Source organism: Bradyrhizobium sp. Crot121 (genome assembly GCF_059512385.1).
Genome location: NZ_JCAMOR010000086.1, coordinates 13,148 through 28,994, shown reverse-complemented (window position 1 = coordinate 28,994; position 15,847 = coordinate 13,148). Strand labels below are relative to the sequence as shown.

General features: G+C 64.2%; 17 protein-coding genes. 7 read left to right on the top strand and 10 right to left on the bottom strand.

Translation table 11 applies throughout. The features are described from left to right. Nucleotides 1-79: 79 nt before the first annotated feature. A complete protein-coding gene (locus tag AC5ZGW_RS39295) occupies nt 80-820 on the top strand; it encodes a Crp/Fnr family transcriptional regulator (protein ID WP_130230017.1) in 741 nt (246 codons plus the stop codon). A 116-nt stretch (nt 821-936) separates the two neighbouring features. Continuing rightward, a complete protein-coding gene (locus tag AC5ZGW_RS39290; protein WP_130229991.1) occupies nt 937-1,185 on the top strand; it encodes a hypothetical protein in 249 nt (82 codons plus the stop codon). Nucleotides 1,186-1,546: 361 nt separating this feature from the next. On the opposite strand, the gene AC5ZGW_RS39285 is transcribed toward AC5ZGW_RS39290, so the two are convergent. Beyond that, complete coding sequence (locus AC5ZGW_RS39285; RefSeq protein WP_130229993.1) at nt 1,547-2,167, bottom strand: helix-turn-helix transcriptional regulator; 621 nt, start codon at nt 2,165-2,167, stop codon at nt 1,547-1,549. Nucleotides 2,168-2,707: 540 nt separating this feature from the next. Here AC5ZGW_RS39285 and AC5ZGW_RS39280 point away from each other — a divergent pair. Next, nucleotides 2,708-3,127: a hypothetical protein gene (locus AC5ZGW_RS39280; RefSeq protein ID WP_130229995.1), complete on the top strand. Its 420-nt coding sequence runs from the start codon at nt 2,708-2,710 to the stop codon at nt 3,125-3,127. 55 nt (nt 3,128-3,182) lie between these two features. Here AC5ZGW_RS39280 and AC5ZGW_RS39275 read toward each other — a convergent pair whose 3' ends face one another. From AC5ZGW_RS39275 to AC5ZGW_RS39260, 4 genes are all read right to left on the bottom strand, one after another. Then, nucleotides 3,183-3,383, bottom strand: coding sequence for a hypothetical protein (locus tag AC5ZGW_RS39275; RefSeq protein ID WP_130229997.1), 201 nt, complete (start codon nt 3,381-3,383; stop codon nt 3,183-3,185). 23 nt (nt 3,384-3,406) lie between these two features. Further along, the gene (locus tag AC5ZGW_RS39270; protein WP_028162396.1) at nt 3,407-3,724 is read right to left on the bottom strand and encodes a hypothetical protein; all 318 of its coding nucleotides are present in this window, start codon (nt 3,722-3,724) and stop codon (nt 3,407-3,409) included. 89 nt (nt 3,725-3,813) lie between these two features. Next, nucleotides 3,814-4,269 carry an Hsp20 family protein gene (locus AC5ZGW_RS39265; RefSeq protein WP_130229999.1) on the bottom strand — a complete coding sequence of 152 codons (456 nt, stop codon included), beginning with the start codon at nt 4,267-4,269 and terminating at the stop codon, nt 3,814-3,816. Between the two features lie 387 nt (nt 4,270-4,656). Then, on the bottom strand, nt 4,657-4,839 hold the full coding sequence (locus AC5ZGW_RS39260) for a hypothetical protein (protein ID WP_130230001.1): 183 nt from the start codon (nt 4,837-4,839) through the stop codon (nt 4,657-4,659). A 218-nt stretch (nt 4,840-5,057) separates the two neighbouring features. Here AC5ZGW_RS39260 and AC5ZGW_RS39255 point away from each other — a divergent pair, with 218 nt between their 5' ends. Then, on the top strand, nt 5,058-6,953 hold the full coding sequence (locus tag AC5ZGW_RS39255) for an alpha amylase C-terminal domain-containing protein (protein ID WP_130230003.1): 1,896 nt from the start codon (nt 5,058-5,060) through the stop codon (nt 6,951-6,953). A 111-nt stretch (nt 6,954-7,064) separates the two neighbouring features. Beyond that, nucleotides 7,065-9,119 carry an acetoacetate--CoA ligase gene (locus AC5ZGW_RS39250; protein WP_130230005.1) on the top strand — a complete coding sequence of 685 codons (2,055 nt, stop codon included), beginning with the start codon at nt 7,065-7,067 and terminating at the stop codon, nt 9,117-9,119. Between the two features lie 78 nt (nt 9,120-9,197). Here AC5ZGW_RS39250 and AC5ZGW_RS39245 read toward each other — a convergent pair whose 3' ends face one another. After that, nucleotides 9,198-9,836, bottom strand: coding sequence for an alpha/beta hydrolase (locus tag AC5ZGW_RS39245; protein ID WP_130230007.1), 639 nt, complete (start codon nt 9,834-9,836; stop codon nt 9,198-9,200). Continuing rightward, nucleotides 9,833-10,768, bottom strand: coding sequence for a ring-cleaving dioxygenase (locus AC5ZGW_RS39240; protein ID WP_130230009.1), 936 nt, complete (start codon nt 10,766-10,768; stop codon nt 9,833-9,835). The genes AC5ZGW_RS39245 and AC5ZGW_RS39240 overlap by 4 nt, the downstream gene beginning before the upstream one ends. Nucleotides 10,769-10,900: 132 nt before the next feature. On the opposite strand from AC5ZGW_RS39240, the gene AC5ZGW_RS39235 reads away from it, so the two are divergent. Continuing rightward, complete coding sequence (locus tag AC5ZGW_RS39235; protein WP_130230011.1) at nt 10,901-11,794, top strand: LysR family transcriptional regulator; 894 nt, start codon at nt 10,901-10,903, stop codon at nt 11,792-11,794. Here AC5ZGW_RS39235 and AC5ZGW_RS39230 read toward each other — a convergent pair. Further along, complete coding sequence (locus AC5ZGW_RS39230) at nt 11,791-12,339, bottom strand: cysteine hydrolase family protein (RefSeq protein WP_130230013.1); 549 nt, start codon at nt 12,337-12,339, stop codon at nt 11,791-11,793. The genes AC5ZGW_RS39235 and AC5ZGW_RS39230 overlap by 4 nt on opposite strands. Nucleotides 12,340-12,450: 111 nt before the next feature. Between AC5ZGW_RS39230 and AC5ZGW_RS39225 the strand changes: the two genes are divergently transcribed. Then, a complete protein-coding gene (locus AC5ZGW_RS39225; protein WP_130230015.1) occupies nt 12,451-13,431 on the top strand; it encodes a GlxA family transcriptional regulator in 981 nt (326 codons plus the stop codon). 149 nt (nt 13,432-13,580) lie between these two features. Here AC5ZGW_RS39225 and AC5ZGW_RS39220 read toward each other — a convergent pair whose 3' ends face one another. Both AC5ZGW_RS39220 and AC5ZGW_RS39215 read right to left on the bottom strand, forming a co-directional pair. Next, entirely contained in the window at nt 13,581-14,555 is a 975-nt protein-coding gene (locus tag AC5ZGW_RS39220; RefSeq protein ID WP_130231858.1) for a quinone oxidoreductase family protein, read from the bottom strand. 208 nt (nt 14,556-14,763) lie between these two features. Next, nucleotides 14,764-15,753 carry an NADPH:quinone oxidoreductase family protein gene (locus AC5ZGW_RS39215; protein WP_496114069.1) on the bottom strand — a complete coding sequence of 330 codons (990 nt, stop codon included), beginning with the start codon at nt 15,751-15,753 and terminating at the stop codon, nt 14,764-14,766. Nucleotides 15,754-15,847 lie beyond the last annotated feature (94 nt).

Below are 15,847 nucleotides of genomic sequence, written 5' to 3'. Positions count from 1 at the left end.
GCTCTTCACGCCCAAAGAATGCGCAAGCTACTTGGCAAACTCAGGATATGCACGAACCTAACTTCATCACGCTCTAGCAATGAGGCAGGAGACTGCTTTGGATTCGGTTCCTCGTTCGCCGAACGGATTCTTGTCCGCGCTGTCGGCATCCGATTTCGAACTGATCCGCCCGCATCTGCGCACAGTCGATCTCATCCAGGACATGGTCCTGGTCGAGGTCGATGAAGTGCTCAAGCGAGCCTACCTGCCGCAGAGGGGTGCGATTTCCCTGGTCGTAAAGCTCGCGCGCGGCGAGCACGTGCAGATCGCCTTGGTCGGGCGCGACAGCATCTTCGGCGCGTTCGCCGCGCTGGGGGACGCGACCGCGCTGAACTGCGCGGTGGTGGTGGTGCCCGGCATCGCTTCGACCATCGAGCTCGAGCAGCTTCGCCTCGCCGCCGACCGCAGCGCGACGTTGCGCTACGCGCTGGCGCGGCACGGGCTTGCGGTCGATGCGCAGGTCCAGCAGACCGCCGGCTGCAACGCTTCGCACACCGTGGAATCGCGGCTCGCACGATGCCTCCTGCACACCCGCGACCTGTCCGGAAGCGACAAGATCGTGCTGACGCAGGAAGCGATGGCGCAGATGATCGGCGCGCGCCGCAACAGCGTCTCGCTGGTGGCGCACACGCTTCAGCAGGCGGATTTCATCCACTACAGCCGAGGCCATATAGAGATCACCAATCTCGACGGCCTGATGAAGACCTCTTGCGAATGCTACGCGACGGTGAAAGCCCAATACACCCGCCTGATTCAGGGGTACGAATCGGTTACGCCATAAGCGCGACCGCGCGCTTGCTTCCCGCGTGGAAACCCGGCCGTACTTCTACGGCTCTCAATTTTCACGGACGGCTAAGCTTAACCGGCGATAATCGGAGTGCACACGGGAGAGCTGACATGTTCACGTTCGAAACGACGGACCAGAAGGAAGCCAGGCGTTTTCGGATCGCACAGTTCAACGGCAGGATCGCAACCGCGCATTCGGCCGGCGCGACGGTTACGGGCCACGTTCGATCCATCGTGGAGAACAAGTCGCGCGTTCCGGCGGCCTGGACCATCACGATCATCCCGGAAACGCCGAAGCCTGCTGCGGTAAACCTGCGGCCAGCCCCGCGCATCCGCACCTTCGCGGAAGATTACATCTGAATCACCTCGTAGCCCGGTGACGCGAATGCGTAAGCCAGGAGATCTGTGCCGATGTCGACCAGCGGCCCCGGATTACGCCGGCGCTTCCTTATCAATTTGAATCGAATCGTTGTTTGCTCAAGCGCAAGCTCGGCGCAAGCGCATCGTGCTTTGTTGCGCTCTACTGCTTCGACCTGCCGCAGGCATAGGCCGTGCCCGGCGGCCGTCGCGCGCCCAGCGCGAATTCGGTTCTGATTGAATCAGAACCGAAGCTGTAGATTCCTGTCTTGACGTGTTTCTGCGCAGATAAGTCTACGCAATCTGCCTAAACTTGATTGCGACGCAGGCCTGTGCCCGCTTCGCTTGAAAACGCTTCCAGCGCTCAGGACGACTGCATCAGCGCCTTGCGGACGAGATCGGCGGTGTTGCGTGCGCCGAGCTTGCGCATCGCTTCGGCGCGATGGCTTTCGAATGTCCGCGGGCTGATCTTCATGCGTAGCGCGCCTTGCTTGTTCGAATAGCCCTCGCTGATGAGACGGAGCACCTCGCGCTCGCGCCTCGTCAGCGGCTTCTGGCCGGCCTTGGATACAACCGTCACCTTTGGCGGCGGGCTTTCGTCCTTGATGCGCGCAGGCGGACTGTCCCATCCCGCCTTCTGATCGATAACGGGAGCGGATCCCGGATGAACCTCCGAAATCTGCTTCAGCATCGCGCAGACGCGCTCGGTCTGCTGCAGGGCGTTCTCGACCACCTGCTGCAGGTAGATTCGGGCTGCCGGCGAATGCGCGAACTGATGACTGTGCTGCTTGATCTCGTTCATGTAGAGCAGGAGCGCCGTCATCGGACCGTTGAACTGGCGCGCGATCGCAGCGCCCGCCTCTTCCGTAGCGCGCGCACGCTGTGCGGCGAGTTCCACAATCTCACGATTGCTCTCGAATGGGGCGCGGTCTTCCATCCACTTCGACAGATGTGACCCGTCGGCTCGATGCTCGTGCTGTGTCATGCGACCGATCTAGCGACCCTAAGGCTGTTCCCGCGTTAACTCGGCACTCAGTAGGAATACTGAGAACGCGACCATGTGTTGCCAGCTCACAAGGAAATAGAGGCAGACGCGCCTAGAGTTTGCAACAATTCTCGCAGGAATGTGGCAAATCTCAGTATTTCTACTCATAGGGAAAATACTGAAATTGTGGCGGAATGGCGTAGTTTCACGAGCATATTTGTGAGTTCCATGTGGCGGGTCCCGAACGCGCAGCGAATCACCGATGACGCGAATGGCAGCGTACTATCGATGCGCTGGTTCGAGAGCTTTCCAGAGGACGCTTATGCGGGCCTGTCGACGACCACGCGGCGCTTGCACTGAGATGACACGAACATGAGGTCGGCGCGCGATGCGTGCGCGAGAAGTCAACCCGCTACAGTGCATTGCTGCATGATTTGTGATCGATGCGCGGCGCCTCGCACCGGGGTTTGCGATTTACAGCTTTCACCGGCATCGCGATGATCGCGATCTCGATCTTCACAACGATGAAGGGAGACCGCGATGGCGCGAGCAACCGGATCATGGCTTGCGATGGCGACCTTGGCTTGCGCCTTGACGCTCTCATCAGCCGCGAATGCGCAGACCGCGCCCGCGGAGAATGCAGCGCCGCCGACCGCCGACAATGCGGTGATGATCACGGTGTTCCTGAAGCACGATCAGTCGCGCCCGCTCAGCGAACTCAACGCACAGCTCGAGAAGCAGGGCTACTACAAGGCCTTTCCGCCCGTGGGCGTCGAGGTCGTGAGCTGGTATGTGATGATGGGCATCGGCCAGGTGGTGACACTGCGGCTGCCGGCATCGCGGCTCCGCGAGGTCAATCGCGCGCTCGAGGACAAGGCCTGGGGCGCCTATCGCACCGAATTCTATCCGACCTATGATTACAAGGCCGTCGGCATGGCCGCGCACGAGAAGGCGCAATAATTAGCAATAGTTGATTGTCCGTCTCGGCGTGGCGCCAGCGAGGGCGCGTCACGCTTCATGGCAACGCACCCTTGCTCTCAGCTTGCGCCATGGCGGTCAGTTCGGCTTCGTTGATCGTGGCCCCGGATGCATCGAGCACCGAGACCGTGCGGAACCCGTCGTCGCGAAACTCCTCCATCTTTCGCAGCGCCGCCGCCGCCGTCGCGAGGATGACGGAGACGCCGCCGGGACCGTTCCTCGCAAATACCCGGAACATGATCCCCCAGCCCCTGACGTGCTCTACGCCGCCAGCGCGACGCGCGAGGTCGATTTCCGCCGGTACGGCTTGCCGCCCGGCGATCCCGATGGATCGGGGTCGAGCGCCGACAGCGCTTCAAGTACCTCGTCGATGCTGACAGCGCTCTTGGCACCCGGAAGTTCACGCAACGCCGGATTGGACGAAACCGCAGCCGCATCCGACGCCCATGACGCCAGCACGGCGCGCTTTTCCGCCACCGACAGCCGGGCATCCGCCAACACATCGCGCGGATGGTCGTAAACCGATGCCGGGTGCAGGATGACATTCAAATCGACGATATTGTCAGTGCGATCGATCATTGGTTGCTCCCGTTACTTGTTCAGGCACGTGTCAACCGTCCCGCCCGGCAGGTACACCGGGCGGGGCATCCGTCTGCGTCGCGAACGCGTTACGCCGCTTTCGCTTCGAGTTGCTGCACGTTGGCTGCCGTCGCGCCATCGATGGCGATCCGCCGCGGCTTCATGGCCTCGGGCACCTCGCGGACCAGTTCGATCTTCAGGAGTCCATTGTCGAACGCGGCGCTCTTCACCTGCACGTAATCGGCGAGATTGAAGTGCCGCTTGAACGGCCGCGCCGAGATACCGCGATAGAGGTATTCATGTTCGACCTTCTCGGACTTGCTGCCTTCGATCGTGACCACGTTGCTCTCGGCGGTCACCAAGATCTCGTCGGGCGAGAAGCCCGCGAGCGCAAGCGATATCTGGTAGCGATCTTCACCAAGCCGTTCAATGTTGTAGGGCGGGTAATTGTCCTCGCCCGTACGTGCCGCTGCGTCGACGAGATCGAACAGGCGGTCGAAGCCGATGGTCGAGCGCCACAGGGGAGCAAAGTCGTAGCTGCGCATAGCCAAATCCTCCAATGAGCAAGTTGGATACGAGCGGCACCGGACAGAACCGGTGCCCGTTCTGGTCCAGACCCATCAGGCGTCCGGACGCCATCCGTCGGATGGCGAAAAAAATCTTGGAAAAGGCCGATCCAGTTTCAAGGGGAGGCTACAAAAAATTTTTTGGCCCTTCGACGCAAGGCGATGCCCCCCGACATACGCGGCTCTCACCGCGTTTGTGAGCGCAGGCGACTTGGCCAGCTCAGCGGGTAAAGGTTGGAAGCAATCGACGGTGCCACTTGTTGCGATGTGGATCGCTTCGTCGCGTGCACTCGTCGCAATGATGCCAGACAACCCCTCGCGCTCGTCTGGCGCGCGGCGAGTCCGGGGACACGACCGATCAAGGCCTCAGGCGTGCGCCCTCGGCTGCTGGCTCAGCTTCTTGGCCAGCGTCTTCAAATCTTCGATCCGCCGGCTGCACAACAGCCGGGCGAATTCGTCGGCATCGATGGAGGATTGCGGAAGGACGGGCGGTTGGCGCAGCTCCCGGCGCCGCCAGAACAGCCGGGAGAGACGCTGCAGCAGCTTCATTTTCTTGAGCCTCGATGAGAGCCTGCGCGGATAAGTCGCCGAACCGGTCCTTGGTTCCGCGCGTTGCCCCTTTCCCCGTTCTTTTCCGCAAAGAGCAGCCGCCCCGCTCCCGCCGAGGCTCCCGCTTTCGCATCCGCGTAATAATGGTGGGCGACAACCTTGCCGGCCGCTGCCGCCAGGCTCATTCTCCCGGCGCCACGCGTTCAGGGGGAAGACAGATGCCTGAGCCGGACCTCACCGGCGCTCCGATGGGCGGCACGCTCGTGCCCGGCGGGGCGATATTCCGCGTCTGGGCGCCGCGGGCCAGCGCGGTCCATGTCTCCGGCGACTTCAACGATTGGAGGCAGGATGCCGGTTCGCTGATGTCGGAGATCGGCGGCGGGCACTGGGCGAGCTTCGTGCCCGGCCTGAAGGACGGCGACGCTTACCTGTTCTACGTCGAGGGCGTCGGCTCGTCCGGCTTCAAGCGCGACCCGCGGGCGCGGCTGCTCAGCGTCCAGCCGTCCTTTCCGGCCTGCAATTCCGTGCTGCGCGATGCCGGGCGATTTCCCTGGCGCCTCGAGCGCTTCGTGCCGCCGGCATTCAACGACCTCATCGTCTATCAGCTTCACGTCGGAACGTTCGCGCCGCATCCGGACAACGGGGATGGCAAGTTCTTCGACGTGATCGAGCGCGTGCCGCACCTCGCCGCGCTCGGCGTCAACGCCATCGAGCTGCTACCGATCCAGGAATTCCCGACCACGTTCAGCATGGGCTATAACGGAGTCGATCTCTATAGCCCGGAGAACCAATATGCCGAGGCCGACGAGGCAAAGCTCGGCCGCTATTTGGATCGCACCAACGCGATCCTCCAGGCGGCCGGCCACGCGCCCTATCCCGGCGTCGACACCCTCAGGCACAGCGACGACCAGCTTCGCGCGCTGATCGACGTCTGCCATGTCCATGGCATCGCCGTGATCTTCGACGTCGTCTACAACCATGCCGGCGGCGGGTTCGACGACAAGAGCATGTGGTTCCTCGATCGCCACCTGCCCGGCGACAACAACAACAGCCTCTATTTCACCGACAAGGGCTGGGCGGGCGGCCTGGTGTTCGCGTTCTGGAACGATGGCGTCAAACAGTTCCTGATCGACAACGCCACGTTCCTTTATGAGGAGTATCGGATCGACGGCTTCCGCTTCGACGAAGTCAGCGTGATCGATCGCTTCGGCGGCTGGGGCACCTGCCAGGACCTGACCTCGACATTGCGCGTGCAAAAACCCGAGGCGATCCAGATCGCCGAATATTGGCCGGTCAATGCGTGGATCGTGAAGGATCGCAGCGAGGGCGGCGCGGGCTTCGACGCCACCTGGAGCGACAGCATCCGCAACAGCGTGCGGGCGGCGATCGCGAGCGCCTCACAGGGCGCCAACGCACGCGTGCCGATGTCAGCGATCGCAGACGCGATCGCCGCGATCAGCCTGGGTAGCCGCTGGCGCGCGGTGCATGCGATCGAGAACCACGACATCGTCTATATGGGACGCGACGAACGGATCGCGGCGCTCGCCGACGGCAGCAATCCGCGCTCCTGGTATGCGCGCAGCCGCAGCCGCGTCGCGCTTGGCCTCCTGCTGACCGCGCCTGGCATTCCCATGCTGTTCATGGGCCAGGAGATGCTGGCGTCGAAGCCATGGAGCGACACGCCGAGCGTGGACACCGAAATCGGCTGGGCGGCGTTCGACCGTGGCGATGAGGTGATGGCCGGCTTCGTGCGCTTTGCGCGCGAGCTGATCGGCCTGCGCCTGAGGACGCCGGGGCTGCGCGGCGAAGGTTGCGCCGTCATCCACGTCCACGACGACAACCGCGTGCTGGCGTTCCAGCGCTGGGTCGAGGGCGACGGCGGCGATGTCGTGGTGGTCTGCAGCCTGAACGAAAGCCCGCTCCACAACTACGCGATCGGCTTTCCCGTCGCGGGCCGCTGGCGCGAGATGTTCAACAGCGACATCTACGACCGTGAGGTGACCGTCACCGCCGATGGCAGCGTGCACGCCGACGGCCCGCCGCTGCACGGCTTGCCCGCGTCCGCGGCAGTGACGATCCCGGCGAACGGGCTGTTGGTTTTCGCGCGGGGCTAACGCCATCGCTGGCATCTGTCCGGCGCCGGCCGATGACATTCCCGCGCGGGTTCCGTTATGCTAGGCCTTCGTTCGAGCGGCGCTCCCCGCCGCGATGCAAGTCGAAGAGCAATGGCCGCACCTCACGTTCCGCAGATCGCCCTTTATCGCCGCTGGCTGCAGGAGCAGCGCGGCCTGAGCTTTTCCAGCTTTGAGGACATGCGCCAGTGGTCGGTGCGCGACCTCGACGCCTACTGGCAGAGCATCTGGGACTATTTCGGCCTGCGCTCGCCGACGCCGCACCGCGCGGTGCTGGCGGAACGGAAGATGCCGGGCGCGGTCTGGTTTCCCGGCGCGTCCGTCAATTACGCCCAGCAGGTGTTCCGGCACGTCGAAGCCGCCGATGCCGCGGGCCTGGCGGCGATCGTGAGCAGCGGCGAAGATGGCGTGCTGAAAGCGACGAGCTGGCCCGAACTGCGGCGACAGGCGGCCGCGCTTGCGGTTCATCTGCGGGAAAAAGGCGTCAAGCCCGGCGACCGCGTCGCGGCCTATCTGCCCAATATCCCCGAGACCATCATCGCCTTCCTCGCCACCGCGAGCCTCGGCGCGATCTGGAGCGTGTGCGCGCCCGACATGGCGGCGCCGGCGGTGATTGATCGCTTCAAGCAGATCGAACCGAAAGTGCTGATCGCGTGCGATGCCGTCACCTATGCAGGCCGGCGGCATGACCGCCGCGCCGTGGTCGATGAGCTCCGGCGCTCGCTGCCAACGGTCAAGCATTTCATCCTGCACAGCGACGCGGAGAGCGCCGAGACGGCCGATCCGCTGCTATCAGCGATCTTCGCCCGCCGCAGTCCCGCGATCGATACGTTCGAGCCGGTGTGGCTGCCGTTCGATCATCCGCTCTGGATCGTCTATTCCAGCGGTACCACCGGCTTGCCGAAGCCGATCGTGCACAGCCATGGCGGCATCATCATCGTGGTGCTGCCGCTGAACACGCTGCACAACGATATCGGCTGCAGCTATCAGCCGAACTCGTTTGGCGAACGCTTCCATTGGTACAGCTCGACCGGCTGGATCATGTGGAACTGCCAGGTCAACGCGCTCCTGGGCGGCACCACCTGCTGCATCTTCGACGGCAGCCCCGGCGGCTCCAAGGACAAGCCGGACTGGACCACGCTGTGGCGCTTCGTCGCCGACGCACAGGTGACAGTGTTCGGCGCGGGCGCAGCGTTCTTTGCCAATTGCACCAAAGCCGAGATCGATCTCGCCGCCGTCGGCGACCTCTCACACCTGCGCGCGCTCGGCTCGACCGGATCGCCGCTCAGCGCCGACACGCAAGCCTGGTTCAACGAGCGCTTCGCCGCGCTTTCAAAGGTCAATGGCAACGCCGCGCAGGCGGACATGTGGTGGGCGAACATTTCCGGCGGCACCGACTTCGCCGGCGCCTTCATCGGCGGCAACAGGGAATTGCCGCAGACGCCGGGCACGATGCAATGCCGGATACTGGGCTGCGCCGTGGAGGCATTCAACGAGCAGGGACGGCCCGTGATCGACGAGGTCGGCGAACTCGTCTGCACCGAGCCGCTGCCGTCGATGCCGCTGCGTTTCTGGAACGATCCCGGTGATGCGCGCTACCGCGCCAGCTATTTCGAGACCTATCCGGATAATTTCGACGGCAGCGGACGCGGCCCGGTGTGGCGGCATGGCGACTGGCTGAAGGTCGCCGCCGACGGTTCCTGCGTGATCTATGGCCGGAGCAACGCCACCATCAACCGGCACGGCCTGCGCATGGGGACGAGCGAACTTTACTCGGCGATCGAGGCGCTGCCGGAGATCCTGGATTCGATGGTCGTCGACCTCGAATATCTCGGGCGCGAAAGCTACATGCCGCTGTTCGTGGTGCTGCGTGATGGCATCGCGCTCGACGAGGCGATGAAGGCAAGGATCAACAAGGCGATCGAAGCCGGCCTGTCCCGCCGCTTCCTTCCCAACGAGATATTCCAGGTGCCCGAAATCCCGCGCACGCTATCGGGCAAGAAGCAGGAGCTGCCGATCAAGAAGCTCCTGCTCGGCCATCCGATCGAGAAGGTCATCAACAAGGATGCGATGGCCAATCCGGGTTGCCTGGAGTGGTACCTCGCTTTTGCGGGCGACTATCTGCAGAAAAATACGGGCGCCGCTTGAGGCGGCGCCCGCATTCTAGGTTTTTGTTTTGACGCGTTTTCTTCACGCGAACCGGTGTCCACTTCGCTCGAAAACGCTCTACGTGGACTGAAGCGTCCGCTTCTTCACCCGCTCCAGCCACTCGCGCGTCAGCACGAGGTCCGCCTGCGAGAGCTGGTGTCCGGCCGGCAGGGTCCGATGCGTGACATCGGCGCCGGCATCGCCCAGTATCTCAGCCAGCTTCGCCGAGTTGGAGGCCGTTACGATCGGGTCCATCTGTCCCGCGGCGACCAGTACCGGCGCGCCGGCCAGGTCGGGGCGCGGTGGATCGGACAGCGGCACCATCGCGCGCAACAGTATCGCGCCCGAAAGCGTGCCAGGGCGAAGCAGCATCATGGCTGCGGCGATGTTGGCACCGTTGGAATAGCCGACCGCCACTGGCGCGCCGATGCCGAGACGCCGGCGCATCGCGTCAACGAAGTCGGCCAGTTCGGCAGCACGCCGCCGAACGTCGTCCTCGTCGAACACCCCTTCCGCAAGACGGCGGAAGAAGCGCGGCATCCCATTCTCCAGCATGCGGCCGCGCGGCGACAGCAGCGCCGAATCCGGCGACAGCATCCTGCCGAGCTCCAGCAGGTCGCTCTCGTCGCCGCCGGTGCCGTGGAGCAGCAGGAGGGGCGGCGCGCCCGCCCGTTCCGCCGGCTCGAAGCGATAGACAAAGGGTGTCTCGTTCGTCATGCGACTTCTCCCAAATCAGGCAGCACGCTTTCGATCTCCTTGCGATGCCGCTCGAGGAACGCCGGCAGCTTCAAGGTGTGGCCGAGGCTCTCGACGGGCTCATCCACCGCAAAGCCCGGAATGTCGGTCGCGATCTCGAACAGCACGCCGCCGGGCTCGCGAAAGTAGATCGAGCGGAAGTAGTTCCGATCCCTCTGCTCGGTCGGATGCAGGCCGTGCGCCGAGACCAGCTTCTGCGCCATCTGCCCCTGCTCCGCATCGTCAGCCGCGCGGAACGCGATGTGATGCACCGAGCCGACGCCCTGATGACCGCGCAGGAAGCCCTTGGCCTCGTAGATGTCGACGATGCCCCCTTGGGCGTCACCGGGAGCAGCGAAGCGGATCACCGAACCCTCGCGCGCGACCTCGCGGAAGCCGAGCACATCGGTCAGGATGGCCGCGGTCTTCTCGGCGGTCTCGAGCAGCAAGGTCACGCCGTGGAAGCCGCGGATCGCGTGCTCCGCTGGGACGTCGCCATTGCTCCAGGCCGGCTCATCTTCCGCGCCGGGAATACCGACGAGAGCGAGCGCCATGCCATCGGGATCGGTGAACGGCAGCACCGACTCACCAAACCGCTTCTCCAGCGGCTGATGGGGGATGCCCTTCTCGACGAAGCGCTGCACCCAATAGCCGAGCGAGCGCGCCGGCACGCGGAAAGCGGTCTGATGGGTCTCGCCGACGCCACGACTGCCGGCGGGGGCGCCCTCCCACGGGAAGAACGTCAGGATGGTGCCGGGATGGCCAACCTCGTCGCCGTAGTAGAAATGATAGGTCGTGGGATCGTCGAAATTGACGGTCTTCTTGACGAACCGCAGGCCGAGGTCGCGCGTGTAGAAGTCGAAATTCTTCAGCGGGTTGCCGGCGATGGCGGTGACATGATGGATGCCAGACATTGGTCTCTCCTGGTTAACTCGGGAACCCGATCGGGCTCGTTGAGTGCAATATCGGCCCGCTATGTTCCGAGAACAATCCATGCTTTCATGGCGCCACTGTCTACGAATTGAGGACAATCGGCCGGAGGCAAGATGGACAAGGTCGCGAGCTTGCGGGCGTTCGTGAGGGTCGTGGAGACCGGCAGTTTCGCCGAGGCCGGCCGACAGCTTCGCCTCTCCCGCTCCGCCGTCAGCAAGTATGTGGCCGAGCTCGAAGAGAGCCTCGGCGTGCAGCTCCTCAACCGCACCACCCGCCATGTCAGCACCAATGAGAGCGGCCAGATGTATTTCGAGCGCGCGCTCTCGATCCTGTCCGAACTCGACGCGGCGGATCAGGCGGTGTCGCAGGCGCAATCGGCGCCGCACGGACTGCTTCGCGTCAACGCGCCGATGTCGTTCGGCACGTTGCGGCTCGGACCGGCGGTCGCGGACTTCATGGGGAAATATCCGAAGATCCAGCTTCAGCTCGTCCTGAGCGACGACCTGCTCGACCCTGTGCAGGACGGCTTCGACGTCACCTTACGGATCGCGGAGCTGGAATCATCGAGCCTGATCGCGCGCAGGATCGTGCCGATCGACCGCATCGTCTGCGCCTCGCCGGATCACCTGGCCGAGCACGGCACGCCGACCCATCCGCGCGATCTTCGCGAGCATGTCGCGCTGACTTACGGCTTCCTGCTCACCGGCAACCAATGGAAGCTGACGGGTGCGGATGGCGATCACTGGATCCAGCCATCCTGGTCGCTGTGCGCGAACAACGCAGAGGTGCTGCGCGACGTCGCCGTGAAAGGGCACGGCATTGCGCTGATCCCGACCTTCATCGCCGGCGATGCGCTCCATACCGGCGCGCTGAAGACCATCCTTTCGGACTATCACGCGCCGCCGCTGACGCTCTACGCGATCTATCCTCCGACCAGGCACCTTTCGGTGAAGGTGCGGCTGTTCATCGACTTCCTGGTCGAACGCTTCGGCGCGGGAGCGGATTAGCGCGGGAGATAATCCGCCGTGCTCACCAGCGTCCCATAGGACGACCCCAGCGCGGCCATGAAGGCAGCGTGGACCTGCGCGGCGGGAACGTTGACCCCGCCGAACGCAAGGTCGCGCGTCGCGCAGGCGTCGTGCACAACGGTGGCCTTGTAGCCGAAATCCGCCGCCGCGCGAGCCGTCGCGTCGATGCACATATGGCTCATTGCGCCCACGATCACGACGTCCTCGATGCCTTTCGCATCGAGCGCCTGCTTGAGCGGAGTGTCGCGAAACGAGTTGGGATAGTTCTTCACGATCACCGTCTCGCCGTCGGCCGGCTGGACGGACCCATGGATTTGCGCGCCATCCGATCCCGCGACAAAGAACGGCGCATCCGGCCGCACGAATTCATGCCTGATGTGAATGACCGGATCGCCGCTGGCACGGGCAGCAGCGATGACGCGCCCCGCGTTGGCCGCGGCCGCGTCGATCCCGACCAGCGGCAGCCTGCCGGAAGCAAAATAGTCGTTCTGAAGATCGACAACGATGATCGCGCGCTTGCTCATGGCCGGACCGTCCTTTCCGCAGATTGGTCTGTACGTTTCTGGACAAGGCTAGGCCGGCCATCGCATGCTGCAAATTGGCGATACCGACATAAAACGGGTTGATACCGACAGATGGTTTCCCGAGGCCCCACCGAGATCGGGCTGGTGCATTATCCCGGCGCGCAGCTCGCCGCGATCCATGGCCTGACCGATCTGTTCGGCGCCGCCGACCGGATCGCGACCCGACATCGCAAACGCAAGTCCGCTCTGTTGCGGATCAGCCATTGGCAGCAGGCGGAGCCGGACAAGTCGCCGGCGCGGGTCTTTGACAGCGTCCCGGACAGCGATGCGAAGACAGCGCCTGCCGCGCTGATCCTGCCGCCGAGCCTTGGCGATCCGCCCACGCCGGAGAAGGCGGCGCCTTTCGTGCGATGGCTGCATGATTATCACGATGCGGGCGTCACGCTCGGGTCGGTGTGCGCGGGTGCATTCCTGCTCGGCGAGACCGGCCTCTTGGCAGGACGATCGGTAACGACGCACTGGGCCTACGCCGAGCAATTCCAGAACCGTTTCCCGGAGGCGCGCCTCGATATCGACCGGCTCATCATCGACGATGGCGACATCATCACCGCCGGCGGCGTGATGGCCTGGACCGATCTAGGCCTGAAACTGGTCGACCGCCTGCTCGGGCCGACGGTGATGATCGAGACCGCACGCGTCTTGCTGGTCGATCCGCCTGGCCGCGAGCAGCGCTACTACAGCGTGTTCGCGCCGCGGCTGACCCATGGCGACAAGGCCGTGCTCAAGGTGCAGCACTGGCTGCAGGCGACCGGAGCGAAGGACATCGCGCTGGCAACACTCGCGGCGCGCTCCGGATTGGAAGAGCGCACGTTCCTGCGCCGCTTCCAGAAGGCGACGGGCCTGACGACAACGGAATATTGCCAAAGGCTGCGCGTCGGCAAGGCGCGCGAATTGCTGCAATTCAGCCGCCTGCCCGTCGACCGGATCGCCTGGGACGTCGGCTATGGCGACCCGAGCGCATTCAGGAAGGTGTTCATGCGCATCACCGGCCTGACGCCGGGCGACTACCGGCGCCGCTTCAACGCGGAGTGAGGTTTGGCGCCCTCTCCCGCTTGCGGGAGAGGGCGGGGTGAGGGTGCTTCCGCGATTCACGCTGTTCGAACATGTGGAGAGAGCCCTCACCCGGCGCTACGCGCCGACCTCTCCCGCAAGCGGGAGAGGTTAAAGACGGCTCGACTGCATCACACCAGGAACACGGTCGATCCCGTGGTCTTGCGGGCGGCGAGATCGGCGTGGGCCTTGGGGGCGTCCTTGAGCGGATAGGTCTGGTTGATCTCGATCTTGACCGCGCCTGATTTCACCACGTCGAACAGTTCGTTCGCCATCGCCACCAGGTTCTCGCGCTTGGCGCCATAGGTGTTCAGCGTCGGACGGGTCACGTACAGCGAGCCCTTCTGTGCCAACAGGCCGAGATTGAGCGGCTCGATACTGCCGGAGGACTGGCCGAACAACACCGCAACCCCGAGCGGCGCCAGGCAATCCAGCGATTTCAGGAAGGTGTCCTTGCCGACGGAGTCGTAGACAACAGGCACCAGATTGCCTTCGGTGATCTCCTTGACGCGGGCGACGAAATCCTCGCGCGTGTAGACGATCGTGTGCGCGGTGCCGTGGGCTTTGGCGAGTTTCGCCTTTTCGTCGGTCGAAACCGTGCCGATCACGGTGGCACCGAGATGCTTCGCCCATTGGCCCAGGATCAGCCCGACGCCGCCGGCCGCGGCATGCAGCAGGATCGTGTCGCCGCTCTTGACCCGGTAGGTCTGGCGAATGAGGTACTGCACCGTAAGACCCTTGAGCATCATCGCGGCGGCAGTCTTGTCATCGATGCTGTCGGGCAGTTTGAGCAGACGGTCGGCGGGGATCAGCCGCTCCTCGGCATAGGCGCCGAGCGGCGAGTTGCCATAGGCGACACGATCGCCCGGCTTCAGGTCGGTGACGCCGGGCCCGACTTCCTCGACGATTCCAGCGCCTTCGCTGCCGAGGCCGCTCGGCAGCGGCACGCCATAGACGCCCGCGCGGTTATAGATATCGACAAAGTTCAGGCCGACTGCGGTGTGACGGATCCGCGCTTCGCCGGGACCGGGCTTGCCGAGCTTGACCTCCTCCCATTTCAAAACCTCGGGACCACCGGCCTGATGGAAACGAAAGGCGTGTGTCATGAGAAACTCCTGCAGCACGGGATGATTGTGAATCTCAGCGAAAGCGGCGAATGCAATCCATTTCGCCGGCCGCAGACCATATCAGCGTGCTGCACGGCGGCAAGCAGCGCCCACGGTCATCTTGCCGTGAGCCCGTGACGCAGTGCAAAATTCTTCCAATCAGATCCGACGCAGCAGAGATAATCTAGTCCTGCAACGGAGGATCGAGTCAGATCACCACGACGACCTTGCCCAGCGCGCGCCGGTCGGCAAGGTGCTGGATCGCCTTGCCGCCCTCCTGCAGCGGGAATTCGGCGCTGATGCCTGATGACAGCATGCCTTGCGAATACCAGGACTGGAGCGCCCGCCGGTTCTCGGCGAGGCGTGAATCCTGCGACAGCGTGAAGGTGCGCCAGTTGATCCCGAGCACATCGCAATTCTTCAGCAGCGGAAGGTTGAGCGGCAATGACGGAATGCCGGCGGTGAAGCCGAGCACGAGATAGCGCCCGCCCTCTGCGATACAGCGAATGGCGGTTTCCGAGAGCCATCCGCCGACGGGATCGATGATCACATCGGCGCCGTGCGGCCCGACCGCCTGCTTCAGCCGCGCAGCGAGCTCGCGACCATCCCCTGTTGTGTCGGCCGAATAGATCACGCCTTCAGAGGCGCCATGCTGGCGTGCGAAGCCGAGCTTCTCTTCCGATGAGGCCGCAGCGACGACGCGGGCGCCGAGATTGCGCGCGACCTGCACGGCGGCAATGCCGACGCCTCCCGCTGCGCCCAGCACCAGCACGGTTTCGCCGGCGCGCACGCCGGCACGGGTGTGCAGCGCGTAATAGGCCGTCTCGAAGGTGAACTGCATGACCGCGGCATCGACGAACGACATGCCCTCGGGAATCGGGCTGCAGCGCGTGGCATCGACGGCGACGAACTCCGCCATGCCGCCGGTTCCGGTCCGCGCCGCGACCCGATCGCCGACGCGCAGCCCGGCAACCCCTTCCCCTGCCGCGGCCACGACGCCGGCCACCTCGGCTCCCGGCGCGAAGGGCCGCGGCGTCTTGACCTGATAGCGATCCTGGATCGTGAGAAGGTCCGGATAATTCACGCCGCAAGCCTTCACCGCCACCAGCACCTGCCCGGGTGCGGGCACCGGCTCCGGTACATCGAGCAGCCGCAGGGTTTCGGGCCCGCCCGGCTCGCAACTCATCAACGCGCGCATCAAATGTCCTCCGGCGGTACTCCCGTCAGCGACAAATGAAAAGAAGTCCCGCACCCGCAATGACGAAAACGATCAGTTGCGTTGACCTTGCCTG